Source organism: Peribacillus sp. NPDC097284 (assembly GCF_044761765.1).
Classification (GTDB): Bacteria; Bacillota; Bacilli; order Bacillales; family DSM-1321; genus Peribacillus.
Genome location: NZ_JBIWCZ010000003.1, coordinates 188,834 through 208,548, shown reverse-complemented (window position 1 = coordinate 208,548; position 19,715 = coordinate 188,834). Strand labels below are relative to the sequence as shown.

At 39.5% G+C, this 19,715-nt stretch carries 19 protein-coding genes; 2 read left to right on the top strand and 17 right to left on the bottom strand.

Features of this window, described 5'->3' with window-relative positions:
* Positions 1-95 precede the first annotated feature (95 nt).
* Positions 96-1,145 carry a selenide, water dikinase SelD gene (selD, locus tag ACIQXU_RS09015; RefSeq protein WP_402868777.1) on the bottom strand — a complete coding sequence of 350 codons (1,050 nt, stop codon included), beginning with the start codon at positions 1,143-1,145 and terminating at the stop codon, positions 96-98.
* Between the two features lie 167 nt (positions 1,146-1,312).
* Between selD and ACIQXU_RS09010 the strand changes: the two genes are divergently transcribed.
* Positions 1,313-2,371 (top strand): permease, encoded by a 1,059-nt coding sequence (locus ACIQXU_RS09010; RefSeq protein WP_402958667.1) that lies wholly within the window; start codon positions 1,313-1,315, stop codon positions 2,369-2,371.
* Positions 2,372-2,658: 287 nt separating this feature from the next.
* Here the strand turns inward: ACIQXU_RS09010 and ACIQXU_RS09005 are convergent, their stop codons facing one another.
* Positions 2,659-3,240, bottom strand: coding sequence for a hypothetical protein (locus tag ACIQXU_RS09005; protein ID WP_402868781.1), 582 nt, complete (start codon positions 3,238-3,240; stop codon positions 2,659-2,661).
* 193 nt (positions 3,241-3,433) lie between these two features.
* Between ACIQXU_RS09005 and ACIQXU_RS09000 the strand changes: the two genes are divergently transcribed.
* The gene (locus ACIQXU_RS09000) at positions 3,434-3,694 is read left to right on the top strand and encodes a hypothetical protein (RefSeq protein WP_402868783.1); all 261 of its coding nucleotides are present in this window, start codon (positions 3,434-3,436) and stop codon (positions 3,692-3,694) included.
* A 437-nt stretch (positions 3,695-4,131) separates the two neighbouring features.
* On the opposite strand, the gene ACIQXU_RS08995 is transcribed toward ACIQXU_RS09000, so the two are convergent.
* From ACIQXU_RS08995 to ACIQXU_RS08925, 15 genes are all read right to left on the bottom strand, one after another.
* Entirely contained in the window at positions 4,132-4,995 is an 864-nt protein-coding gene (locus ACIQXU_RS08995; RefSeq protein ID WP_402988386.1) for a 3-hydroxyacyl-CoA dehydrogenase family protein, read from the bottom strand.
* Positions 4,996-5,149: 154 nt separating this feature from the next.
* Positions 5,150-6,301: a thiolase family protein gene (locus tag ACIQXU_RS08990; protein WP_402988383.1), complete on the bottom strand. Its 1,152-nt coding sequence runs from the start codon at positions 6,299-6,301 to the stop codon at positions 5,150-5,152.
* A 65-nt stretch (positions 6,302-6,366) separates the two neighbouring features.
* Complete coding sequence (locus ACIQXU_RS08985; RefSeq protein WP_402988381.1) at positions 6,367-7,515, bottom strand: acyl-CoA dehydrogenase family protein; 1,149 nt, start codon at positions 7,513-7,515, stop codon at positions 6,367-6,369.
* Positions 7,516-7,575: 60 nt separating this feature from the next.
* Positions 7,576-8,616: a phosphotransferase family protein gene (locus ACIQXU_RS08980; protein ID WP_402988378.1), complete on the bottom strand. Its 1,041-nt coding sequence runs from the start codon at positions 8,614-8,616 to the stop codon at positions 7,576-7,578.
* On the bottom strand, positions 8,594-9,805 hold the full coding sequence (locus ACIQXU_RS08975) for an acyl-CoA dehydrogenase family protein (RefSeq protein ID WP_402988375.1): 1,212 nt from the start codon (positions 9,803-9,805) through the stop codon (positions 8,594-8,596). Before ACIQXU_RS08975 ends, ACIQXU_RS08980 begins: the two co-directional genes overlap by 23 nt.
* Positions 9,806-9,883: 78 nt before the next feature.
* Complete coding sequence (locus tag ACIQXU_RS08970) at positions 9,884-10,642, bottom strand: SDR family NAD(P)-dependent oxidoreductase (protein WP_402988372.1); 759 nt, start codon at positions 10,640-10,642, stop codon at positions 9,884-9,886.
* A gap of 115 nt (positions 10,643-10,757) precedes the next feature.
* Positions 10,758-11,546, bottom strand: a complete 789-nt coding sequence (locus tag ACIQXU_RS08965; protein ID WP_402988369.1) for an enoyl-CoA hydratase/isomerase family protein — start codon at positions 11,544-11,546, stop codon at positions 10,758-10,760.
* 201 nt (positions 11,547-11,747) lie between these two features.
* Entirely contained in the window at positions 11,748-12,941 is a 1,194-nt protein-coding gene (locus ACIQXU_RS08960; protein WP_402868796.1) for an acyl-CoA dehydrogenase family protein, read from the bottom strand.
* 14 nt (positions 12,942-12,955) lie between these two features.
* Positions 12,956-14,095, bottom strand: a complete 1,140-nt coding sequence (locus ACIQXU_RS08955; RefSeq protein ID WP_402988366.1) for a thiolase family protein — start codon at positions 14,093-14,095, stop codon at positions 12,956-12,958.
* A gap of 17 nt (positions 14,096-14,112) precedes the next feature.
* A complete protein-coding gene (locus ACIQXU_RS08950; protein ID WP_402988363.1) occupies positions 14,113-14,523 on the bottom strand; it encodes a Zn-ribbon domain-containing OB-fold protein in 411 nt (136 codons plus the stop codon).
* A 249-nt stretch (positions 14,524-14,772) separates the two neighbouring features.
* Entirely contained in the window at positions 14,773-15,486 is a 714-nt protein-coding gene (locus tag ACIQXU_RS08945) for a hypothetical protein (RefSeq protein WP_402988360.1), read from the bottom strand.
* Positions 15,487-15,510: 24 nt separating this feature from the next.
* On the bottom strand, positions 15,511-16,302 hold the full coding sequence (locus ACIQXU_RS08940) for an alpha/beta fold hydrolase (RefSeq protein WP_402988357.1): 792 nt from the start codon (positions 16,300-16,302) through the stop codon (positions 15,511-15,513).
* A 378-nt stretch (positions 16,303-16,680) separates the two neighbouring features.
* Entirely contained in the window at positions 16,681-18,198 is a 1,518-nt protein-coding gene (locus ACIQXU_RS08935) for a class I adenylate-forming enzyme family protein (RefSeq protein ID WP_402988354.1), read from the bottom strand.
* An 11-nt stretch (positions 18,199-18,209) separates the two neighbouring features.
* Positions 18,210-19,358, bottom strand: a complete 1,149-nt coding sequence (locus tag ACIQXU_RS08930) for an SDR family oxidoreductase (protein ID WP_402868805.1) — start codon at positions 19,356-19,358, stop codon at positions 18,210-18,212.
* A 17-nt stretch (positions 19,359-19,375) separates the two neighbouring features.
* A partial coding sequence (locus ACIQXU_RS08925; protein WP_402988350.1) for an enoyl-CoA hydratase/isomerase family protein occupies positions 19,376-19,715 on the bottom strand: 340 nt, incomplete at its 5' end.

Sequence of the window (19,715 nt, the reverse complement as noted above, 5' to 3'; positions counted from 1 at the left end):
ATCTGAAAGAAAAACTTGAATATCTTCAAACGTTGAGAAATGAGAATGGAAGAAATCAGCTTTCGTCGATTTCTTCCAAGCAAATTTTTCGTTCATTATATGACAACAATGTGCCCTGGATTCTCTTCGGTTACTTCACCAATTATTGCGGCTTCCACTCCCGCATCTTGTAAATCGGATAATAATGCATCTGCTTCTACACCTGCTACGGAAATCAAAAGTCCTCCAGATGTTACGGCATCACATAATATCCATTGATCTATCTGATCCATTGTTTCTGGGAAAGTGACATCACCTTGAAGATGGGCAAAGTTATTTTTTGTTCCCCCCGGCACGGCACCAGTTTCAGCTAGCTCTTTAACCCTCGGCAATATTGGCACTTGGGCATGATGGATACGAAGACCGGTATTACTTCCTTTTGACATTTCTGAAGCATGCCCTAATAGACCAAAACCAGTAACGTCCGTACACGCATGGACATCATAGGATTCCATCGTTTCTGAAGCTATTTTATTTAACGTGGACATTACTTTTGTAACGTGGGCGATTTCTTCCTCTGTTAGAAGGTCCCTTTTAATCGATGTCGTTAAAATGCCCACACCAATAGGTTTAGTCAAAATAAGTTTATCCCCTGGTTTTGCCCCTGCATTTGTACGGACCTTGTCAGGATGAACAAGTCCCGTCACGGCAAGACCGAATTTTGGTTCATTATCATCGATTGAATGTCCCCCGACAAGAGTGGCACCTGCTTCTTTTAACTTATCTCCTGCACCTCGTAAGATATCAGTTAAGACTTGTTTGTCCAATTTGGAAATTGGGAAGGCAACAATATTTAGCGCAGTTAGCGGTTTTCCCCCCATTGCGTAAATATCACTGATGGCATTGGCTGCCGCAACTTGTCCGAATGAATATGGATCATCAACGATGGGAGTGAAGAAATCAACGGTTTGTACAATCGCCAATTCATCATTTAAACGATAAACACCAGCATCGTCACTTGTATCTAAACCAACTAATAAATTCGGGTTAGGAAGAGTAGGTGGTAAACCACGTAAAACCTGAGCCAAGTCTGCTGGACCGATTTTACAGCCACAACCTCCTTTTGAGGATAATGAAGTAAGCTTAACACTATTTGAATTTGTCATAATTAAATCAACCTTTCTTTTCGTCTTAATTATTATAAAACACATAGTCAATAAAAGCATAATTCAGGCTTAAATTTGTGAAATTTACTATTTCACCAAAATAAATTAAAGATTAGTGGTATAATATATTGTCTTTTGAAATTTTTTTATTTTATTGGGAGGTAACCATGTCACAGCTAAGACCTACACTACTTGAACAACGCACGTCAAATACTAAAGCTTTGTGGTTTATCGTTTCATTTTTAGTAATCGCTATTGTAGGATTACTTTATATAAAATGGTGGCCCTATTATCAAAAAGGGATGCTAGCAGCCGATACTCATTCCATTGGAACATCTATTTTGGGAGACCAGTCCAGCGCCACCCTATCATGGAAATCTGCCTGGGATTATGCACAGGTTTATTTCTCGTCCGTATGGAAAGCGGCCATACTAGGAATCCTGCTCGGCTCTTTGGTACAAGTCTTATTACCAACACAATTGCTTCTTAAATGGCTTGGGAAAACATCGTTCGGCAGCACATTCATCGGGGGGTTAGCTTCGGTCCCTGGTATGATGTGTACTTGTTGTTCAGCCCCAGTGGCGGTTGGACTACGTAAAAAAAATGTCTCAGTTGGTGCAGCTTTAGCATTTTGGATTGGCAATCCAACCATCAATCCTGCGACGCTTGTCTTTATGACATTTGTTTTATCATGGAAATTCACGTTAATTCGTCTATTTTTCGGACTGATTTTAACTTTCGGAATCAGCTATTTAGCTAATCGCTTTGTTAAAGACAAAAAACCGGTTGATATAGACCAGATAATAACGGACACTGAAACTACTGGAAACTTCCTTTCTAGATGGTTAAAAAGCTTAGGAAGTATGGTTCTTTACATTGTTCCTGCATATGTTTTATCTGTATTGCTTATTGGGGCTGCGCGTGTTTGGCTATTCCCTCAAGTAGACTCATCTACAAACGGTATAATCGCGATTGTCATCTTTGCAATAGCCGGTATGCTTTTCGTTATACCTACTGCTGCTGAAATTCCAATTATACAAACGTTTATGTCTTTAGGACTTGGTGGAGGACCTGCTGCAGCCTTGCTTCTAACACTACCAGCAATCAGTCTGCCATCTTTAATACTTGTCGCTAAGTCATTCCCTAAAAGAGTCCTATTGTTTGTCGTGTCCTCTGTAGTGATTCTTGGAATAATAAGTGGATTGGTAGGAATGGTCCTCTTATAAGAGTAATTTAAATCGTTAATAAATATAGGTATCAATATAAGTAAAGAACGGAATGGATTAGCTTAGGGCTAGTTCATTCCGTTCTTTACTTTTTTTGCATCTCTTCTGTATGAACATTATCCCCATCTGACAACCCTCTAAACGTAAAAAGACTTGGACGATATAAGATCTGTCATAATCTAGAGGACTACCACTTAAGTTACCTTTTCGTTTGCCCCACTTCAAAAAAACCCACAGAGAGAATGAAACTCTCTGTGGGTTCTCTTAAAAACAGGCAGACTTCTCAATTACTTTTCTTTTATTTCCTGGAGTTCAAACCTTATGGTCTTTTTATTAGAAGAATCAACAGATTCCTTTAAAATCTGACCTACACCCTTTGCATAATAGGTAAGATTGTATTCATCTGAACCATTTTCAGTCGTTCTAACCTTTACGACGTTATTAAAGGTTCCTGCTGGAGTTGTAACCGTTTCATCAACAGATTCAATGTTGAAAGTAAAAGGCTTGACATCCCACTTTTTGCCCACCTCTACCGGGTAAGCCAGTAGTTTATCGTCACCGTAAAATAAGCCATACTTGTTTTCCTTCTCTAAATAAGTATCCGCTCCATACCATGTATCATACCCTTTAGATGTTCCAATAAAGCTTAGTTCAAATTTAATATCTTTCTTTTTCTTTGCATTGTATTCCTGGACTATATATACTTTTTCCGTATCTTTCAGATAACTTGAATCTTTAGAAATTACAGTCGTATCAGCAGCTTCTTCAGAATTATTATCCGAGTTAAAAACTACCTTAGACACAAAAAACATCAATATAACAATAATAATGAGTGAAAGTGCAATTATGAGTTTTACTGGTTTTTTCAACGGTATCTTCCTTTACTCTAACTTTTTATTTTTTAAATCTTTTCAATCTTACCATATAAATATGATAGTGATAAAGTAAATACCATTTCTGTTTATTATTCCAGTATATATCATGTCATTTAATCATTTATTCCATTATCTTTGAATAGCTAAAAGGATATAAAGGTATATTGTTTTAAAGGAGTGAATACAGGTGGAATTAAATTTAGTAAAGCAAATTTTTGAAGATACAGGCTTTCATTCATTATATGATAAATTCAGCTATCAACTTTATGTAACAGGATTATTCGACCTAGTAGATCAACAATCCATTATTGAAAAATTTCTGGATTCGTATGATTTCAATGAAAATCATACACTCCTTTTTGATGATTTCTCTTATTTCTTTAGAAGTTTTCATTACTCCCTTCAAAAGGCTGAGTATTGTTCTATTCTACAACCTGAATGGGATTAACAGTCCTACTTTAATGAAAAAAGTACCAAAGATGTACTGACGAGTTATGTATTCGACCATTAATTATCTAGTGTGAATACGGTATTGGACCAAACCCATGCTAGCTAACCTTTTTTAGATCCAGCCTTTTTCCTGAAATAATCACAGAGATATTCATTAAGTTCTTCATTCTCTATTCAGTGATCAAAATAATTATTCAAAAAGTGAAATAAGCCAAGGCATCTTTGGGAAAGTGCTTGGCCTATTTTGGTATCGAATTTTCAAGTGAAAATAATTGTATTCCCTATAGAACTTATTGAACTTTAGAGGTATATCCATTCGCCCTCTTTATAAACGTTACAATGACTCGCCAAGGATCATTGCTTTCTTGGGGTGATGCATTTCCTTTGGTTTAAGCGACTGCTGATGTCATGGGTTGTTAATGGATTAGATTGCCGTTAACTATAGGTATAAAAGCCTTTTCCTGTTTTCCTTCCATATTCTCCTTTGAAGTATTTTTCTGTGATGACCCTTTGCGGCTTTTTTGATTCGTCGCCAGTTTCTTCATATAGGATTTTCCTGATATAATAATTCACATCAATTCCGGTTAAATCAAGGAGAGCAAACGGACCTATCGGATGATTAAGCGCTTTCTTACAAGCAAGATCAATTTCCTCTACAGTCGCTACATCATTTTCTAATAAATAAATTGCTTCGTCTATTAGTGCACCCAAAATTCTATTAGCAACAAATCCCGAAATTTCCTTTTTTAATAAAATTGGGGTCTTGTTGATTTGTTTTACAAACTCAACCGCAGTGTCCGCTGTTTCGTTTGAAGTATGCAGCCCTTTTACAACCTCTACTAATTCCATTACTAGCACAGGATTAAAGAAATGAAGATTACATACCTTGTGTGGACGTTTTGTCGCATCCGCTAATTTCGAACTTACAATCGTGGAGCTATTCGTGGCAATAATCACATCTTCTGAAACCAATTCGTCTACTTCTGAAAATAATTGCCGTTTTACTTCGAGATCTTCAACAATTGCTTCAATCACAAATTCTGTATCTTTTAGCGCTTCTTCTAAAGACGTTACAAAATGCAGTCTTGAAAAGGCTTCTTTCACTTCTTGAGAAGATAGCTTGCCTTTGAGTATTCTTTTTTTCATATGACCATTCAATGATTCCTCTGCTTTTCTTAGGCTTTCTTCACTTATATCTCTTAAATAAACATCTATACCAGCAAGTGCTGAAACCATCGCAATTTGTGATCCCATAGCACCTGATCCAATAACAGTTAGGCGATTGATATTTTTTTTCAAAAACTCACTCCTTTTGTTCTTAAATTTTTATGATTAACAATGCGTGAAAAGTTGTACCATGTTTAAAAAAACCTTTGACACAATTTCTATGCTTTTTGTTTAGAGAATTTTTGAGCCTCATTGAAACCAATAGATTACCTGCATGAGTTAATTATTAGTAGATTCTTTCTATAATAGTTCCATTAGCCATCCCACCACCTTCACAGATAGCTTGAAGTCCAAATCTACCACCAGTTCTTTCGAGTTCATGCATCATCGAAACCATAAGACGAGCACCTGTAGCACCAAGAGGATGACCTAAAGCAATTGCGCCACCATTTGGATTCAATTTTCTAGGGTCTGCTTCCATTTCTTCTAACCAACACATTGGAACTGACGCAAATGCTTCATTCACTTCATATACATCCATGTCTTCAATCGTTAGTCCTGCTTTATTTAATACTTGTTTAGAGGCTTCAATAGGTCCCGTCAACATTAAGATAGGATCAGAACCAATCACTGCACGGGCAGCGATTCGGAACCTAGGTTTAAGCCCTAATTCCTCCGCCTTCTCCTTGGACATAAGTAGTAATGCTGCGGCGCCGTCACTCATTTGACTTGAGTTGCCTGCATGAATTTTTCCATCCTCCGCAAATGCTGGTTTAAGGGTTCCTAGTTTTTCAATTGTTGATCCTTCCCGTGGACCCTCATCTTGTTTAACCTTGATAACTGTTCCGTCTTCAAGTGTGACCTTTAGAGGCATAATCTCCCTTTCAAACTTTCCTTCTCTTTGGGCATTCAATGCACGATTATGACTTTCTAGAGAAAACTCATCTAACTGTTTCCGGGTAAATTCCCATTTGTCTGCAATCTTTTCCGCAGACAACCCCTGGTGGATCATGTCGAAGCGAGAAGTCAGCATCTCACTCCAATCGGTATTTTTCCGCGATGATCCCATTGGGACACGAGTCATACTTTCCACACCGCCAGCGATCACAATATCCATATCCCCACTCATAATTGCTTGCGCCGCAAAATGTATCGCCTGTTGACCAGATCCACACTGGCGGTCAATTGTTGTCCCTGGTACCTGAATTGGAAAGCCTGCCATTAAGGCAGATATTCGGGCAATGTTATATGTTTGTTCTTCTATTTGGGTTACACAACCCAATATGACATCTTCTACGAGACTAGTGCTTATGCCCGCACGTACTACTACTTCGTTTAAAACATGAGCAGCTAATTCGTCCGGACGAATAGAACTGAGAACCCCTTTTCGTTTTCCAACAGGAGTCCGAACTCCCTCTATAATGACCACTTCACGCATATACATTCCTCCTAGTATGGATACTTAATAACTTTTATATGAAACTATTACTTTATTATTTTTTGTTACTCCAATACTTTAGATGAGACATTTTCAATAATTGTTTCCGATTTAAGATGGTTTACTCTTGCTATTCGAATCTCCTTATACCACCTTTCTATTGGCAAGTCACCAGCAAAACCAGCACCTCCATGAATTTGTAAGACATCATCCACAATTTTTGAAGCAGTTTCTGTAGCCTGAAGTTTCGCAGTTTGAGCAATTAGCTCCCAATCCTCTTCATTCTTATCGATCCTTTTTGCAGCATCTTGCACTATTAATCTAGCCGATTGCAACGAGATATACGCTTTCCCGAGCATATTTCGAATTGTTGGAAATTCAGCAAGCGGTTTTCCTCTCGTAATCCTCTTTTTCGCGAATTCTTTCCCATATTCAATAGCTTGAACGGAAACACCTAAGCATTTTGCGGCAAGTAAAACTTGTGATTCGGCTAACCACTGTTTTATAAATCTCGTTCCATCACCTATCGCACCAATACGTTGATTGTCACAAATTCGTGTTTGATTAAAAATAATAGAGTGTGCAGAATGTACATCAATTAAAGTCATTTCTTTCCTTTCCAATTGGTCAACAGAATCTAATAGAAAAAGAGTTGGTTTAAGCTCTCCACTTTCAAGTTGACAATTTACAAGGATAACACCAAAACCCGATGTATCTAGGTTTTGTATATAGGACTTTTCACCAGTGATGATCCAACTGTCTTGATCTCGAATAGCTGAAGTGGTTAATTTGGTTAAATCATTATCTTCAGCTTCCTCCCAAACGGCGATAAAACAGCCTTTTTCAGTTTTCATGGCAGGCTTTAGAAAATAGTCCCGCTGTTTGTTCGTACACTCAGCTAAAAAACTTGGAAATGCCCCTCCGAACACATCTGCAGCTGGATGGTAAAGACCAAATGGGTGCTTGGAAGCTTCCTCTACTAATTTCGTTCTATCAAGTAAGGATATCTCCGCGCCGCCCCATTCCTCATTTGTACCGATTCCATCTAAACCATAATCATCAACTACTTGTTTTAAACGTTTAACGATTTCATTCGACAACTCTTTTCTATCTCTTTTGAATGACTTCTCAGCATCTTCTGCATAATCGCATAAAATGGATGATAAAATTTCTTTTACATTTTCTAACTCCGGTTTCAATAACTCGTTAGCCAAGGTCATTCCACCCCCATCATAATTTGGATGATTTTCTTAACTAATGGATACAGAAGAGTCTCAGCGAAGCATTTCTTTTCTCTGCGCCTTAGAGGCTTGTTCTAATAAATTCTTGATGCCTATATCCAATTTTCCAAACCGCTTATCTTTTGCCTCCCCGATTTTCCAACGATAATAGATTTGCTGAAGAATCACGGCAATTTTGTAAAAGGCGAAAGTCAAATAATAGTCAATATGTGTGATATCACGACCGCTTTTTTCACTATAAAGTTCTAATATTTCTCTTCTGGTAAAAAATCCAGGATTCATTGTAACGGATGATAACCCTGTCACTTTATCATCGGGTTCGGTCCAATAGGCAAGTGTCGTACCTAAGTCGGTTAGTGGATCACCAATCGTACTTAACTCCCAATCAAAAACACCAATTACCTCTCCCGGGTCATAAGCTGCAAACATCATATTATTCAATTTAAAATCGTTATGAACAATGGTTGGCGAAAGAGAAGGTGGTATATTATCAAGAAGCCAATTTTCCAAAGAGCTGACAGCAGGAATATCATTTGTTTTCGCTTGGTGGAACCGCTTGATCCACCCATTCACCTGTCGACCTAAATAGCCATCTGGATAACCGATGGTATCTAACCCAGCAGTTTTATAATTAACAGCATGCAATTTGACTAGTGTATCAACTAAAGCTTTTGATGCATGTTGTCCTACGTTTTCCTTATTTTCATATTCATTTGGGATAGTTTCATCAAACACACACCCCTCTTTTTTCTCCATCACATAAAAGTGGCGTTCCATAATATTTGGGTCCGCACAGTATAAATATGGCTTTGGTGCAAGCGGGAAAGCACGATTCAATTTTTCAAGTATTTCGAACTCTCTTTTCATATCATGGGCCTTGGGAGGAATGGGACCAAATGGTGGCCTTCTCAAAACTCCTTGCCAGTCCCCAATAGAAATAAGGTAAGTTAAGTTCGAATATCCTGCTGAGAATTGGTTTACCTCAAGGGGGGAAGAACTTAGCCCTTGTATTTCTTGACGGAGATACTCCTCGACAATGGACCAATTAATCTCATTGACTTGTAGTTTGCTCATATAGTTTCTCCTTTGATTGGTAATTCTTTAATACCTGTCGAGCAACCACCATTCGGTGTACCTCATCCGCTCCATCATAAATTCGAGCGGCTCTTGCTTCTCTATATAACCCTTCTAGTGGTGTATTTGGCGTCAATCCCAACATTCCTAGATTTTGAATAGCTCGGTCGATGACATTATTTAAGACTTGAGCGCCATATAACTTAGCAAGTGAAACTTCTTTCCTTGCTTGGTCCCCTTGGTCCATTTTCCAGGCAGCTTGTAGTGTTAGTAATCTGGAAGCCTGAATTTCTGCTTCTGAATCTGCAAGATCGTTTTGAATAATTTGCGAATCTGCCAGTGTTTGAGCCCCATCTTTTTTCGTTAAAGAATAGGCTATCATTTCATTCAAGGACCGTCGTGCTACACCTAGCCAGCGCATGCAGTGGGTAATCCTCCCAGGACCTAATCGAAGCTGAGCTAGTTTGAATCCATCTCCTCGTTTCCCCAGCAAATTATTCTCTGAAATTCGGCAATTATGAAACCGAACTTCACAATGTCCTCCTATATAATGATCTCCCATGACAGGAACTTCACGCACAATCTCAAAGCCTGGTGTCCCAGTATCTACAAGGAACAAGCTCGTGCGATGATGAGGCTCGGCTTCCGGGTCTGTTACGACCATCACAATGGCAAAAGTAGCTCCCTCTGCACCAGTGGTAAACCACTTATGGGCATTGATGATCCACTCGTTTCCATCTTTTATTGCTGTTCCTTGGAGTGTTCTTGGGTCAGAACCTGATACTTCCGGCTCCGTCATAGCAAAACAGGAACGAACTTCATAATCTGCCAGTGGCTTTAAATATTTTTGTTTTTGTTCCTCAGTCGCTGCATGAACTAAAATCTCGCCGTTACCAGCGTCAGGAGCCATTGAACCAAAAACATATGGGCCGATAGGACTTTGACCAATCACTTCTGACAACAATCCTAATGAGACAAAACCCATTCCCATTCCACCTACATCTTTTGGTAGATGTCCAGCCCACAAACCATTTTCCTTCACAATTTGTTGTAATGGCTTTAAAATTTCCTGAGGTAATCCACGATGCGGGACCATATATTTTTCATTTGGAAAAACATAATTGTGCATAATTTTGGTCGCTTTATCTACCATTGCTTTTTGCGCTCCATTTGGGGTAAAGTCAAACAAGATTATCCCTCCTTTTGTTTTTTTCTTCATTTATTTCATATCATGATAAGGAAACATTGCCTTCCCCAAAGAGAATACTTATTGAGCTAACCATCCACCATCTATATAAATCGTTTGCCCTGTGATAAAACTGCTAGCCTCCGAAGCTAACAAAATGACAGCACCGGTTATTTCTTCTGGTTCTCCTAATCGATTCATCGGAGTCTTCCCAATCAATTTTGCTCGGATTTTTGGATTGCTTAACTCTTGTCTATTCAACTCTGTTTCAATGTAGGCAGGTCCAATCGCATTCACTTGGATGCCATGTCTTACCCATTCAAGCGCCAACGACCTTGTTAAATTAATTACTGCAGCTTTACTTGCCGTATAAGGAGCTATCCCATAATCACCGACAGCACCTGCTACAGAGGCAAGGTTGATAATTTTTCCATATCCTTGCTCTTTCATTACCTTCCCCGCAGATTGGCAACAGAAAAACAGTGATTTTACATTTAAGTCCATTACCTTATCCCAATCACTCTCGGAGATATCGAAGGCCAACTGTGTATGCGAGATTCCTGCATTATTAACTAAAATATCGATTTTTCCGAAGTGTCTAACTACTGTTCCCATCATTTCTTTGGTTGCTGAGATATCCCGAAGGTCCGTCGGAATACTGATTACCTCTCTTCCATACTCTTTCACTTCGGCAACTACTTCTTTATTTTTTTCTTCATTCCGGCCGACGATCACAATATCTGCACCAGCTTCCGCTAGCGCTAACGAAATCGCTTTTCCTAATCCGCGGTTTCCTCCAGTAACTATTGCCACTTTATTCTCTAAGTTAAATCTTCTCACTGATTCACATCCTTTATTATTATTAACTAGAAGTGAATTCCCCTCCTTTACAAACAACGAGGCTAGATCAGTAATCTAAGTAACAAAGGAAAAAATTTTACATCTTATATACACCTTATTGGTAAGAACCGGTAAAATTAGGTTTTGTTTTGTCAATGAAAGCACGAACCCCTTCTTGATGATCCTGTGTATTAAATACAATCCCTTGGACCATTGCTTCTTCTTTGAGAATATCCTCCAATGAAGATTCCATACTGTGATTTAACATTGTTTTGGTTAGCCCAATGGCAATTGGTGGATTAGCGACAAATGAATCCGCTAATTCGGTGCAAAAATTTAATAGATGATCTTCCTCAACAACTTCTAGGCATATGCCATAATCTTTCGCTTCGCTTGCGGAAAGAATTCTATCTGAGAACGCAAGCTCCTTTGCTCTTGCCATCCCAACGATTCTTGGTAAATGATAGAGTGCCCCTAGATCAGGAACTAGGCCAACTTTATTAAAACTCAATCCAAATTTGGCCTTAGAGGAGGCAATCACAATATCACATGCGATTGCAATGCTGAATCCCGCTCCGATAGCAAAACCATTAACCGCCGCTATCACGGGTTTTTCCATATTAACCAATTCCTTTAGAAAGTAACTATGCTTTTGCATATATTTTCTCCCGCTGGCTGCAGAAGTCACTTTTGAAAACCCCTTTATATCGCCACCAGCACAAAAGGACCTCCCATTTCCTGTTAGAATAACAGCACGAATAGAAGAATCATTTTTTATAGAATTGAAGAAATGGTTCAACTTCTCAATGATTGCACCTGAAAGGGCATTGAGAGAATTAGGTTCATTCAGAGTGATTGTGGCTATCCCATTATTTACTTGCATTATGACCGCTTCATTTTCCATTGTAGAGCTCCCTTCCCGGAAATTTTTTTTAATCATGATAGGGATATATATTTAGAAGTTAAAGAATTTTGTAGTGTGATAGAAAAGGACCCTGACGGTCGCTTATTGGTCAAGCAACCGTCAATGAAATCAACAACAAATAACGCTCATCTGAATTTTTTATACTAATATAACTTTGGTCGTTTTCAGTGATGTTAGCCCTTAGAGTCCCATTCGCTTTGCAATGATGGTTTTCATAATTTCATTTGTACCGGCATAAATGGTAGTTGCTTGAACATCTCTAAAACGTCTAGCAATTTCATATTCTTCCATAAATCCATAACCACCATGTAATTGCATACAAGTAGTAGCAACTCTTTTTGTCATCTCCGTAATCCACCACTTTGCCATTGAAACTTGGGTAATAACGTCTTTTTTCTCCATATGATTAACGATTAAATCATCTACAAAGGTTCTTGCAATAACAATCTCGGTTGCCATTTCGGCTATTTTAAACTGTGTATTTTGCAGTTTACTAATTGCTTTTCCAAAAGCCTCCCTCTGTTTAACATAATCAATCGTGACTTCAAGCATTTTTTCTGCTGTAGCCACGCTCCCAACAGCAACTAATAACCGCTCTTGTTGAAGTTTTTCCATTAAGTAATAAAATCCTTTACCTTCTTCTCCTAATAGATTTTCAGCTGGTACACGAGCGTCATCAAAGATGAGTTCAGATGTATCCGAAGAGTGTTGGCCAACCTTTTCTAACTGGCGTCCTTTAGAAAAGCCAGGCGTATTGCTCTCCACTACAATAAGACTTACTCCTTTATGTGCAGGTGTAGCCATATGATCCGTTTTACAGGCAACCACAAATAAATTTCCTACAATGCCGCTTGTAATAAACGTTTTTTCACCATTTAAAATATAGTAATCACCTTCTCTAACCGCTGTAGTCTTTAAACTTGCAACATCAGAACCTCCGCCTGGTTCAGTCATTGCAATTCCAGTAATGATATCGCCTGTAATACATCTAGGAATCCAACGTTGCTTTTGTTCTTCAGTTCCAAATGTATTTATATACGGGACTACAATGTCATTATGATTATTGATTCCCACTAACCCGCCACCGACTCTTTCCAACTCTTCATTGATAATTACCGAATATCCAAAGTCTGCATTAGCCCCGCCATACTTTTCATCCGCCCATGGACAAAGAAAACCTTGTTCCCCCATCTTTTTCCAGAAGGAAAGCGAGACCTTTTTTTCTTTCTCCCACTGTTCAAAGTATGGTACTGCTTCTTTTTCTAAAAACTTCTTTAAAGCACGTCTGAATATTTCATGATTTTCACTCAGATAGCTCTTACTTATTCTTCCTCCCGCTCGACTATTTTTAGATGCTGTTTTAGAATCAATCATTTTTACTTTTCCCCCTATCTTTTTAAGATGGTGACACAGGAGTTCCCTCCTGCCCCTTCACTATGACATAATGCAACCTTCGCTCCTTCTACTTGATTAGCACCCGCTTCTCCTCTTAACTGCCAAGTAACCTCAGCAATTTGTCCAAGAGAAGATGCCCCAACAGGTTCACCCCTGGAAAGAATTCCACCACTAACATTTATAGGAATCCTGCCTCCGATGGAAGTCTCGCCAACCTGAGCTCTCAGCCCTCCCTCTCCTATCGGACAAAAACCTAATCTTTCGGAATAGATAATCTCAGAACCTGCATCCACATCTTGTATTTCCGCTACATCAATTTCTTCAGGACTAATTCCTGCCATCTCATAAGCTGCGTGAGCTGCTCGTTCAGCAAGTGTTGGATAAGACGTGTGGACAGGTGCGGAAACAGCCGGTACGAACATATCCCCTCTTCGTCTCGTTTCCAAAACGGAAGCAGCAATAGTGACATAGTTCTTTGTAAACTTTTGGGCCGTTTTCTTCTTACAAATGATAGCAGCTGCTGCACCATCATTTGGAGCACACAACATGTAAAGTGTTAAGGGATCTGAGACCATTCGTGCATTAAGTATCTCTTCAATCGATAGTTCTTTTCTAAACATCGCATAGGGGTTATGAACAGCATACTTATGACTTTTAGAAGTAATATAAGCTAATTGTTCTTTTGTCGTTCCATATTCCACCATGTGTTCATGAATACTTGTCGCGAAATAAATAGGGTTTGCTCCCAACCCCGTCGCTTCCTGCCAATAATCATATCCAGCACCATGTAAAAATCCCCTTGGGCTTTTTTCAAACCCAACTGCAAGGACTATATCGTAAACCCCTGATTCAACTGCTTGGCATGCAAGACGTAAAGCAGAAGCACCGCTCGCACACGCATTTTCTACATTCACAATAGGGATACCTGGAAGACCTAATCTTTCTAGTACGTTATGGCCTGATGCGGAAATCTCATACACATTTGCAGAGAAAGCCGCTTGGATATCTTTCATGGTCATATTAGCATCTGCTAAAGCACGTTTTGCAGCTATTGAACCTAAATCCCTGTAACTCTTATCATTAAATCGGCCAAACTCATGCATTCCTACTCCAGCAATCACAACCTCATCCAATAGAAACCCTCCCTTCCCTATGGAACTGGTTTATACTTAAATGTTATATATTCTTTACCTTCTTCCACATATGCCAAATCAAAAATGATTTCAACTTCCATCCCTGCTTCTAAATGGTCAATTGTCTTTTCTGTTGTTAGACCCATAATTCTGATACCTTCTTGAAATTCAACGACACCAACTGTATATGGAACTTCCCCTTTGTATCCTGGTGTAGGGGAATAAATTCCAGTAAAACTTTTCAATTTCCCCCTAGAATGTAAAATCAATTCTTCCATCGTTTCTGTACAGCATTCTGGGCAATAAATTTGTTTTGGAAAGGCCATTTCACCACATTCAGAGCATTGTGAAACAATTAGACCATATGGTTCTTTTGAAGAATTAAAGAGCCCAGGCTGTACTGGAAGTTTCTCTTTCGCTTTTTCCAATGTTAACCCTCCCACGAAGAACGATATTTAAATCGTTTTTCCTTTGATTATTGCATCATGTTTTCATCTAAAATACTAAAAGGTGAATCAACTTTCATCTTTTGATAAGTGAATAGGTATTCTACTTTGCAAATAAATAGAATATGGATATGGGGTGAATCATTAAAGATTCACCTTTTATACGATCTCAATGTTATTCGTTACTAGACTTTAGAAATTCATCGAACTATTAATGTCAATTCTCATTTACTACTTTATTGACATCCTCTTATATAATACTGCTTGGGCTGCACTGATAAAATCTCTTCCACCTCTCCACGCTTCCACTAGTGATGCTTGCTGTACTTCCGGATTAAATTGGTCTTGAACGGAGCACAGCAAAATCCTCCTAGGACCTTTCAGTTGTTGTACACCTCCTTGTACTTTAGGAGAGGACTGATCGGTTCCAATTAGACGGCAAGCCTTTATAGACTCGTTTTCCTTTAATATGGGGAACAATTGGTCATTGTACCAATGATCCAATTTCTCCTCTCCATATTCTTCCGGATCAAAGAATAGTGCCCACACATTTTGAGCTGTACGGTCCGTATCATTCAACCAAGTATCAGTAAGAGGTTTATAGGTTCCCCCCATTATACTAGTAATGTAAGTAAGCATTCTTTTTGTCCATTCAGGCCGCATTCCTGGACCTGTAGATGTTCGGTTAATATGATAAGCCTCGGACTCTAACACTTTTTCATCATAAAGCTCATAGAAACTCAAATATCGTGGGGCAGGAAACCTAGGATTTAAAGGTGATAGAGAAGAAGATTCTACCTGTTCATATCGATTTCCGCTTATAAAACCTGGCACTTGCACTAGTGAAGACAGATGCTCCAGATTATACCATTCGTTCCACTCCGCAGTTATTTCCGGCTGACACTCTAATGCCCACAATAACATTGCTTGTCCTTTATCAAACATTCGTGTCACCACTCTTTCAAGAAATCAGATATATATTCTTGAGTTAAAAAATTTTATCATATAGTTTGCGAGTTTTTCAGAAGCTTGAATTTGCGGGAAGTGTCCAGCTTCTTCCATAATAGTAGGTTTGACAGGTGGGTTTAAGAGTTGACCAACCTCACCCACAACCTCAGGTGTGAAGGATGGATCGAGCATACCCCCAATTACGACAGCACGTGAGCGAATGCTCTTTATCCGTTCGGTCAATATTGTACCTGCTCTAGCAATTGCACGAGAGCAAACTGCATAATGATAAGGATTATTACTTGTAAATATATTTCTGTAATTCGCAACAATTTCGGGAAAGCGTTCTCTGAAAGAGGACGGAAAGGAACTTTCCAGGCTATAGTTTACTACTGCCTCCATCCCTTCCTTTTCTACCTGATTTGCACGATTAAACACATAATCAGAGACCCCCTGACTAATGTGCGGTCCAATCGCAATCAGCATGACAGAAGAGATGCGCTCTGGAAAATTTGCAGCAAGATAGGCAGCAACAACCGCTCCATACGCTACCCCAGCTAAATTGATGGTCTCTATCTTTAAGTCATCTAATAAATCAATTAGACTTCGAGCCACATCATCTAGGCTCATGACTGAATTGACAAGGGGGCTTTCGCCAGCACCTGGCAGGTCAACGATTATTCTCCTGAAGTTATTTTCAAGATATGGATCAATCCACTGCCAAGAAGAACGGCTCCCGCCTAGTTCATGTAAAAGCAGAATTTCTGATGCACCTTCTGGTCCTTTTAAGTCATATTTTATATTCGAAACCAAAACAATTTCCTTCCTTCCAAATCAGGTTATTAAAACATGTACAAAAACTTCATGTTATGTTCCTCTAGCATTCGATAGCTATACTAGATTAAGATAAAGGAAGTTTTCGATGGCAACACTTATAGATCGTAACCTGTACAGCAGCTGCTAACACTTTATCGAAAATGGAACTAACTTGTCCAAAAGACCATTATTTTAATTGTTTATTAAAATTGGTCAGAAATTCACTTCTACTTTTGAACATTAAAAGCAATATCCACACTACCCATCTGTTTACGTATTGCATCTACCGATTAACACATCCTACTTTTTCAGGAAATACCAGTTACAGATAGGTAAAAGAATCTTATGAGCAAGTCTAATTATTTTTCGATAGATTTAAGCATGAGTTTGATCTTCTTTTAAGACAATCTCCCTCACCCGGTTTTTATCCACTTTACCAAAATCGGTTTTTGGGAGAGATGGTACAATAAATAAAAACTCTGGCCACTTAGCTTTAGAAATCCCAATTTCTTTTAAACAGGAACATATGTCATCTAAGATTAACTCATGATTAGCTCGGACCGATACAACAGCACAGATTCGTTCACCTAGCAGTTTATCTGGACGACTAACAACAGCTGCTTCAACAATTGCCGGATGTGTCATCAAGGCGGTCTCTACTTCTGCTGCATCAATTTTAAATCCCCCACGAATAATTTGGTCCTTAATTCTTCCAACAACCCTAATGAATCCTTCCTCATCACGAATGATTAAATCCCCCGTTAAAAAAGCATCGTCTGACGTTCGCTTATTTTGTTCTGCCCCTAGTCCTGGCAAGTAGCCCTTAAAGAGAGACGGACCTCGGACACCTGCCTCTCCAATTTCCCCTCGCGGAAGACTTTTTCCTTTACTGTCATACGCTTCCAAATGAGTTCCTGGAAACGGCACGCCATCAAAAATGAGTTTACGTTCTTCAAGATCAGTTAAACGGACCGATGCATGTCCTAAGCATTCAGACATTCCATACATGCGGAGTACTTGAATACCTAGTAACTTGTTTGCATTGATGACGATATCTACGGAATTAGGACTACCACCTACTGATAAGGCTCTCATCGAAGGAAGATGACGGGTCCATTGTCCTGAGTGGACTGCCTCCATCATTAGAAGAAGATGGGTTGGTACACACATCCCCCAAGCACTTTTATGCAAATCCATTAGTTCAAGTGCCTTAAGTGGATTCCATTCTCCCATAAGAATTAAAGGATGTCCCATCGACAGCGCGATGTGAACGTTAAATGTCCATCCTGCAGCAGAGGTGAGAGGCGAAATAGCCATGATGGGCTCACCCTGCCTTAAACCAACAATGCTTGAACAATACTTACTTGCATAATTAAGTGAACTAGCAGTATGTGGCACTGCTTTGGGAACACCCGTAGTTCCTGAAGTAAAGCCGATTAAAACCGTTTCCTCTTCGGACGTTGACTCTACAATCGGAGATGACTGCAAATACAAGTACATATTTTTCAACCCAACTAACTCGACAGCCGCTTTTTCTTTCCTATGGCTTAGATAAGCAGTTGGACGTAGTCGTTCGAGAATTAATTGTCGTTCTTTGTTAGCAAGCTTGTAATTAACCGGACAGATGATTGCTCCTAATTTGGAAAGGGCAAGTCCAATAACAACTGTATCAACTGATGTATGCGAATCAAAAAGAATTCTGTGACCAGCCCCGATACCCGCTTGCAACAGCTGATCTGCTAAAACTAATGCATTACGGTAAATGTCAATTCGCTTTATCGGACTTTCCCCATCAAAGACCGCTACTGATTCTGGGTCCATTTCAAACCACCTGGCGAACTGTTTCCAGAGGCCTTCTGTCCCCCATGTTATATCACCGATTTCATTAATCAAAAGGACCCCTCCTATCCAATCGTCTGTCCACCATCAACAACAAGTGTTTGACCTGTCATAAAGCTGGAAGCCTCTGATGCAAGGAAGGCAATAGCTCCTGAAATTTCTTCTGATCTTCCAAAACGACCCATAGGTATACGGTTACGTAACCAGGATTGTCGTTGTTCATCAATTTCTTCCGTGAAACCTGAGTCGATGGATCCTGGTGCAAGGCTGTTAACTCTAATTCCATAATGCGCCCAGCTTACAGCCAAGTCCTGGGTTAGCTTTATCACAGCAGCTTTTGACGTTGTATAAGGAACAACCTCACCGGCTTCCGGCGGGAAGGACATTAGCCCTCCCGAAGAAGTAATATTAATAATGGTTCCTCCGCCATTTTTAATCATATGTTTTGCAGCTGATTGACAGCATAGGAAAGTTCCGGTTAGGTTTACATCAATCACTTTAGTCCAGCCATTTAGAGGAATCTCTTCTGGCGGACCCGACCAAAACGTTCCTGCACTATTAATTAGAATATCTATGGTGCCAAAGCGGTTTATAGTTTCCGTTACTGTGTTTTCTACTTCTTGTTGATTGGTAATGTCACAACGGAGACCAATCGCCTCTACATTGTAAGTTTTGGTTATTTCCTCTGCCAAACTAACGCATAGAGATTCCTTACGAGCCGCTAAGGCAACATTACAGCCTAATTCTGCAAGTGTTTTAGCCATAGTACTAGCTAATACCCCGTGCCCCCCCATTATCAACGCTGTTTTCCCGCGTAAATCAAACGTATCGAGAACAAATCGAGAGCTACGGGAAGCTGCTCTAGGTGGTTGTGTAGCTGTACCAATTTCTTCAGCCAATAAATCCACCTCATCCATAATCAATGCAATTCGCTTCCCTCCCATTGATGCTGTATCCTCAACTGCAGCTACCCACTCAGGTGATATCAACATTCGATTTAAGGCTTCCCGATCCTTAAAATAAAGTTGCGCAAGTCCGTCCCATTCCGGTTCCCCATTACGTTGATCGAAATCTTTTTCTACCTTTCCATGAGTGTAAGCTAACACCCCTGGTAATTTCTTAGCCATATCTGCATGAGGACCACGCCACCATTCCAAGAAACGTTCCTTTTCCCAATCACTCGGACGTCGTGCTAGGACAACAAATTTAATCATTTTTTTCCTCCTAACTCTTACAATCCAGTCCACACCGGTTTCTTTTTGTTCAGGAACGCTTGAACTCCTTCTTTTGCATCCTCACTTTGATGCACAACATTACAAGCAAGATGTTCTAGCACCATCAATGTATCGGTATCCGCATCTAAACCGCGGTTTGCTGACATTTTCGTAATCCACATAACGAATGGGCTTTTGTCAGTTAAATCACCTAAGAAGGTTTCAACCACTTGATCCAGTTCTTCTTTAGGAGCGGATACGTTCGCAAGTCCCCATTCGGCACATTGAACACCGCTTAGCAATTTCCCTGTTAACATTAATTCTTTCGCTCTTCTCATGCCAACATATCTTGGTAGG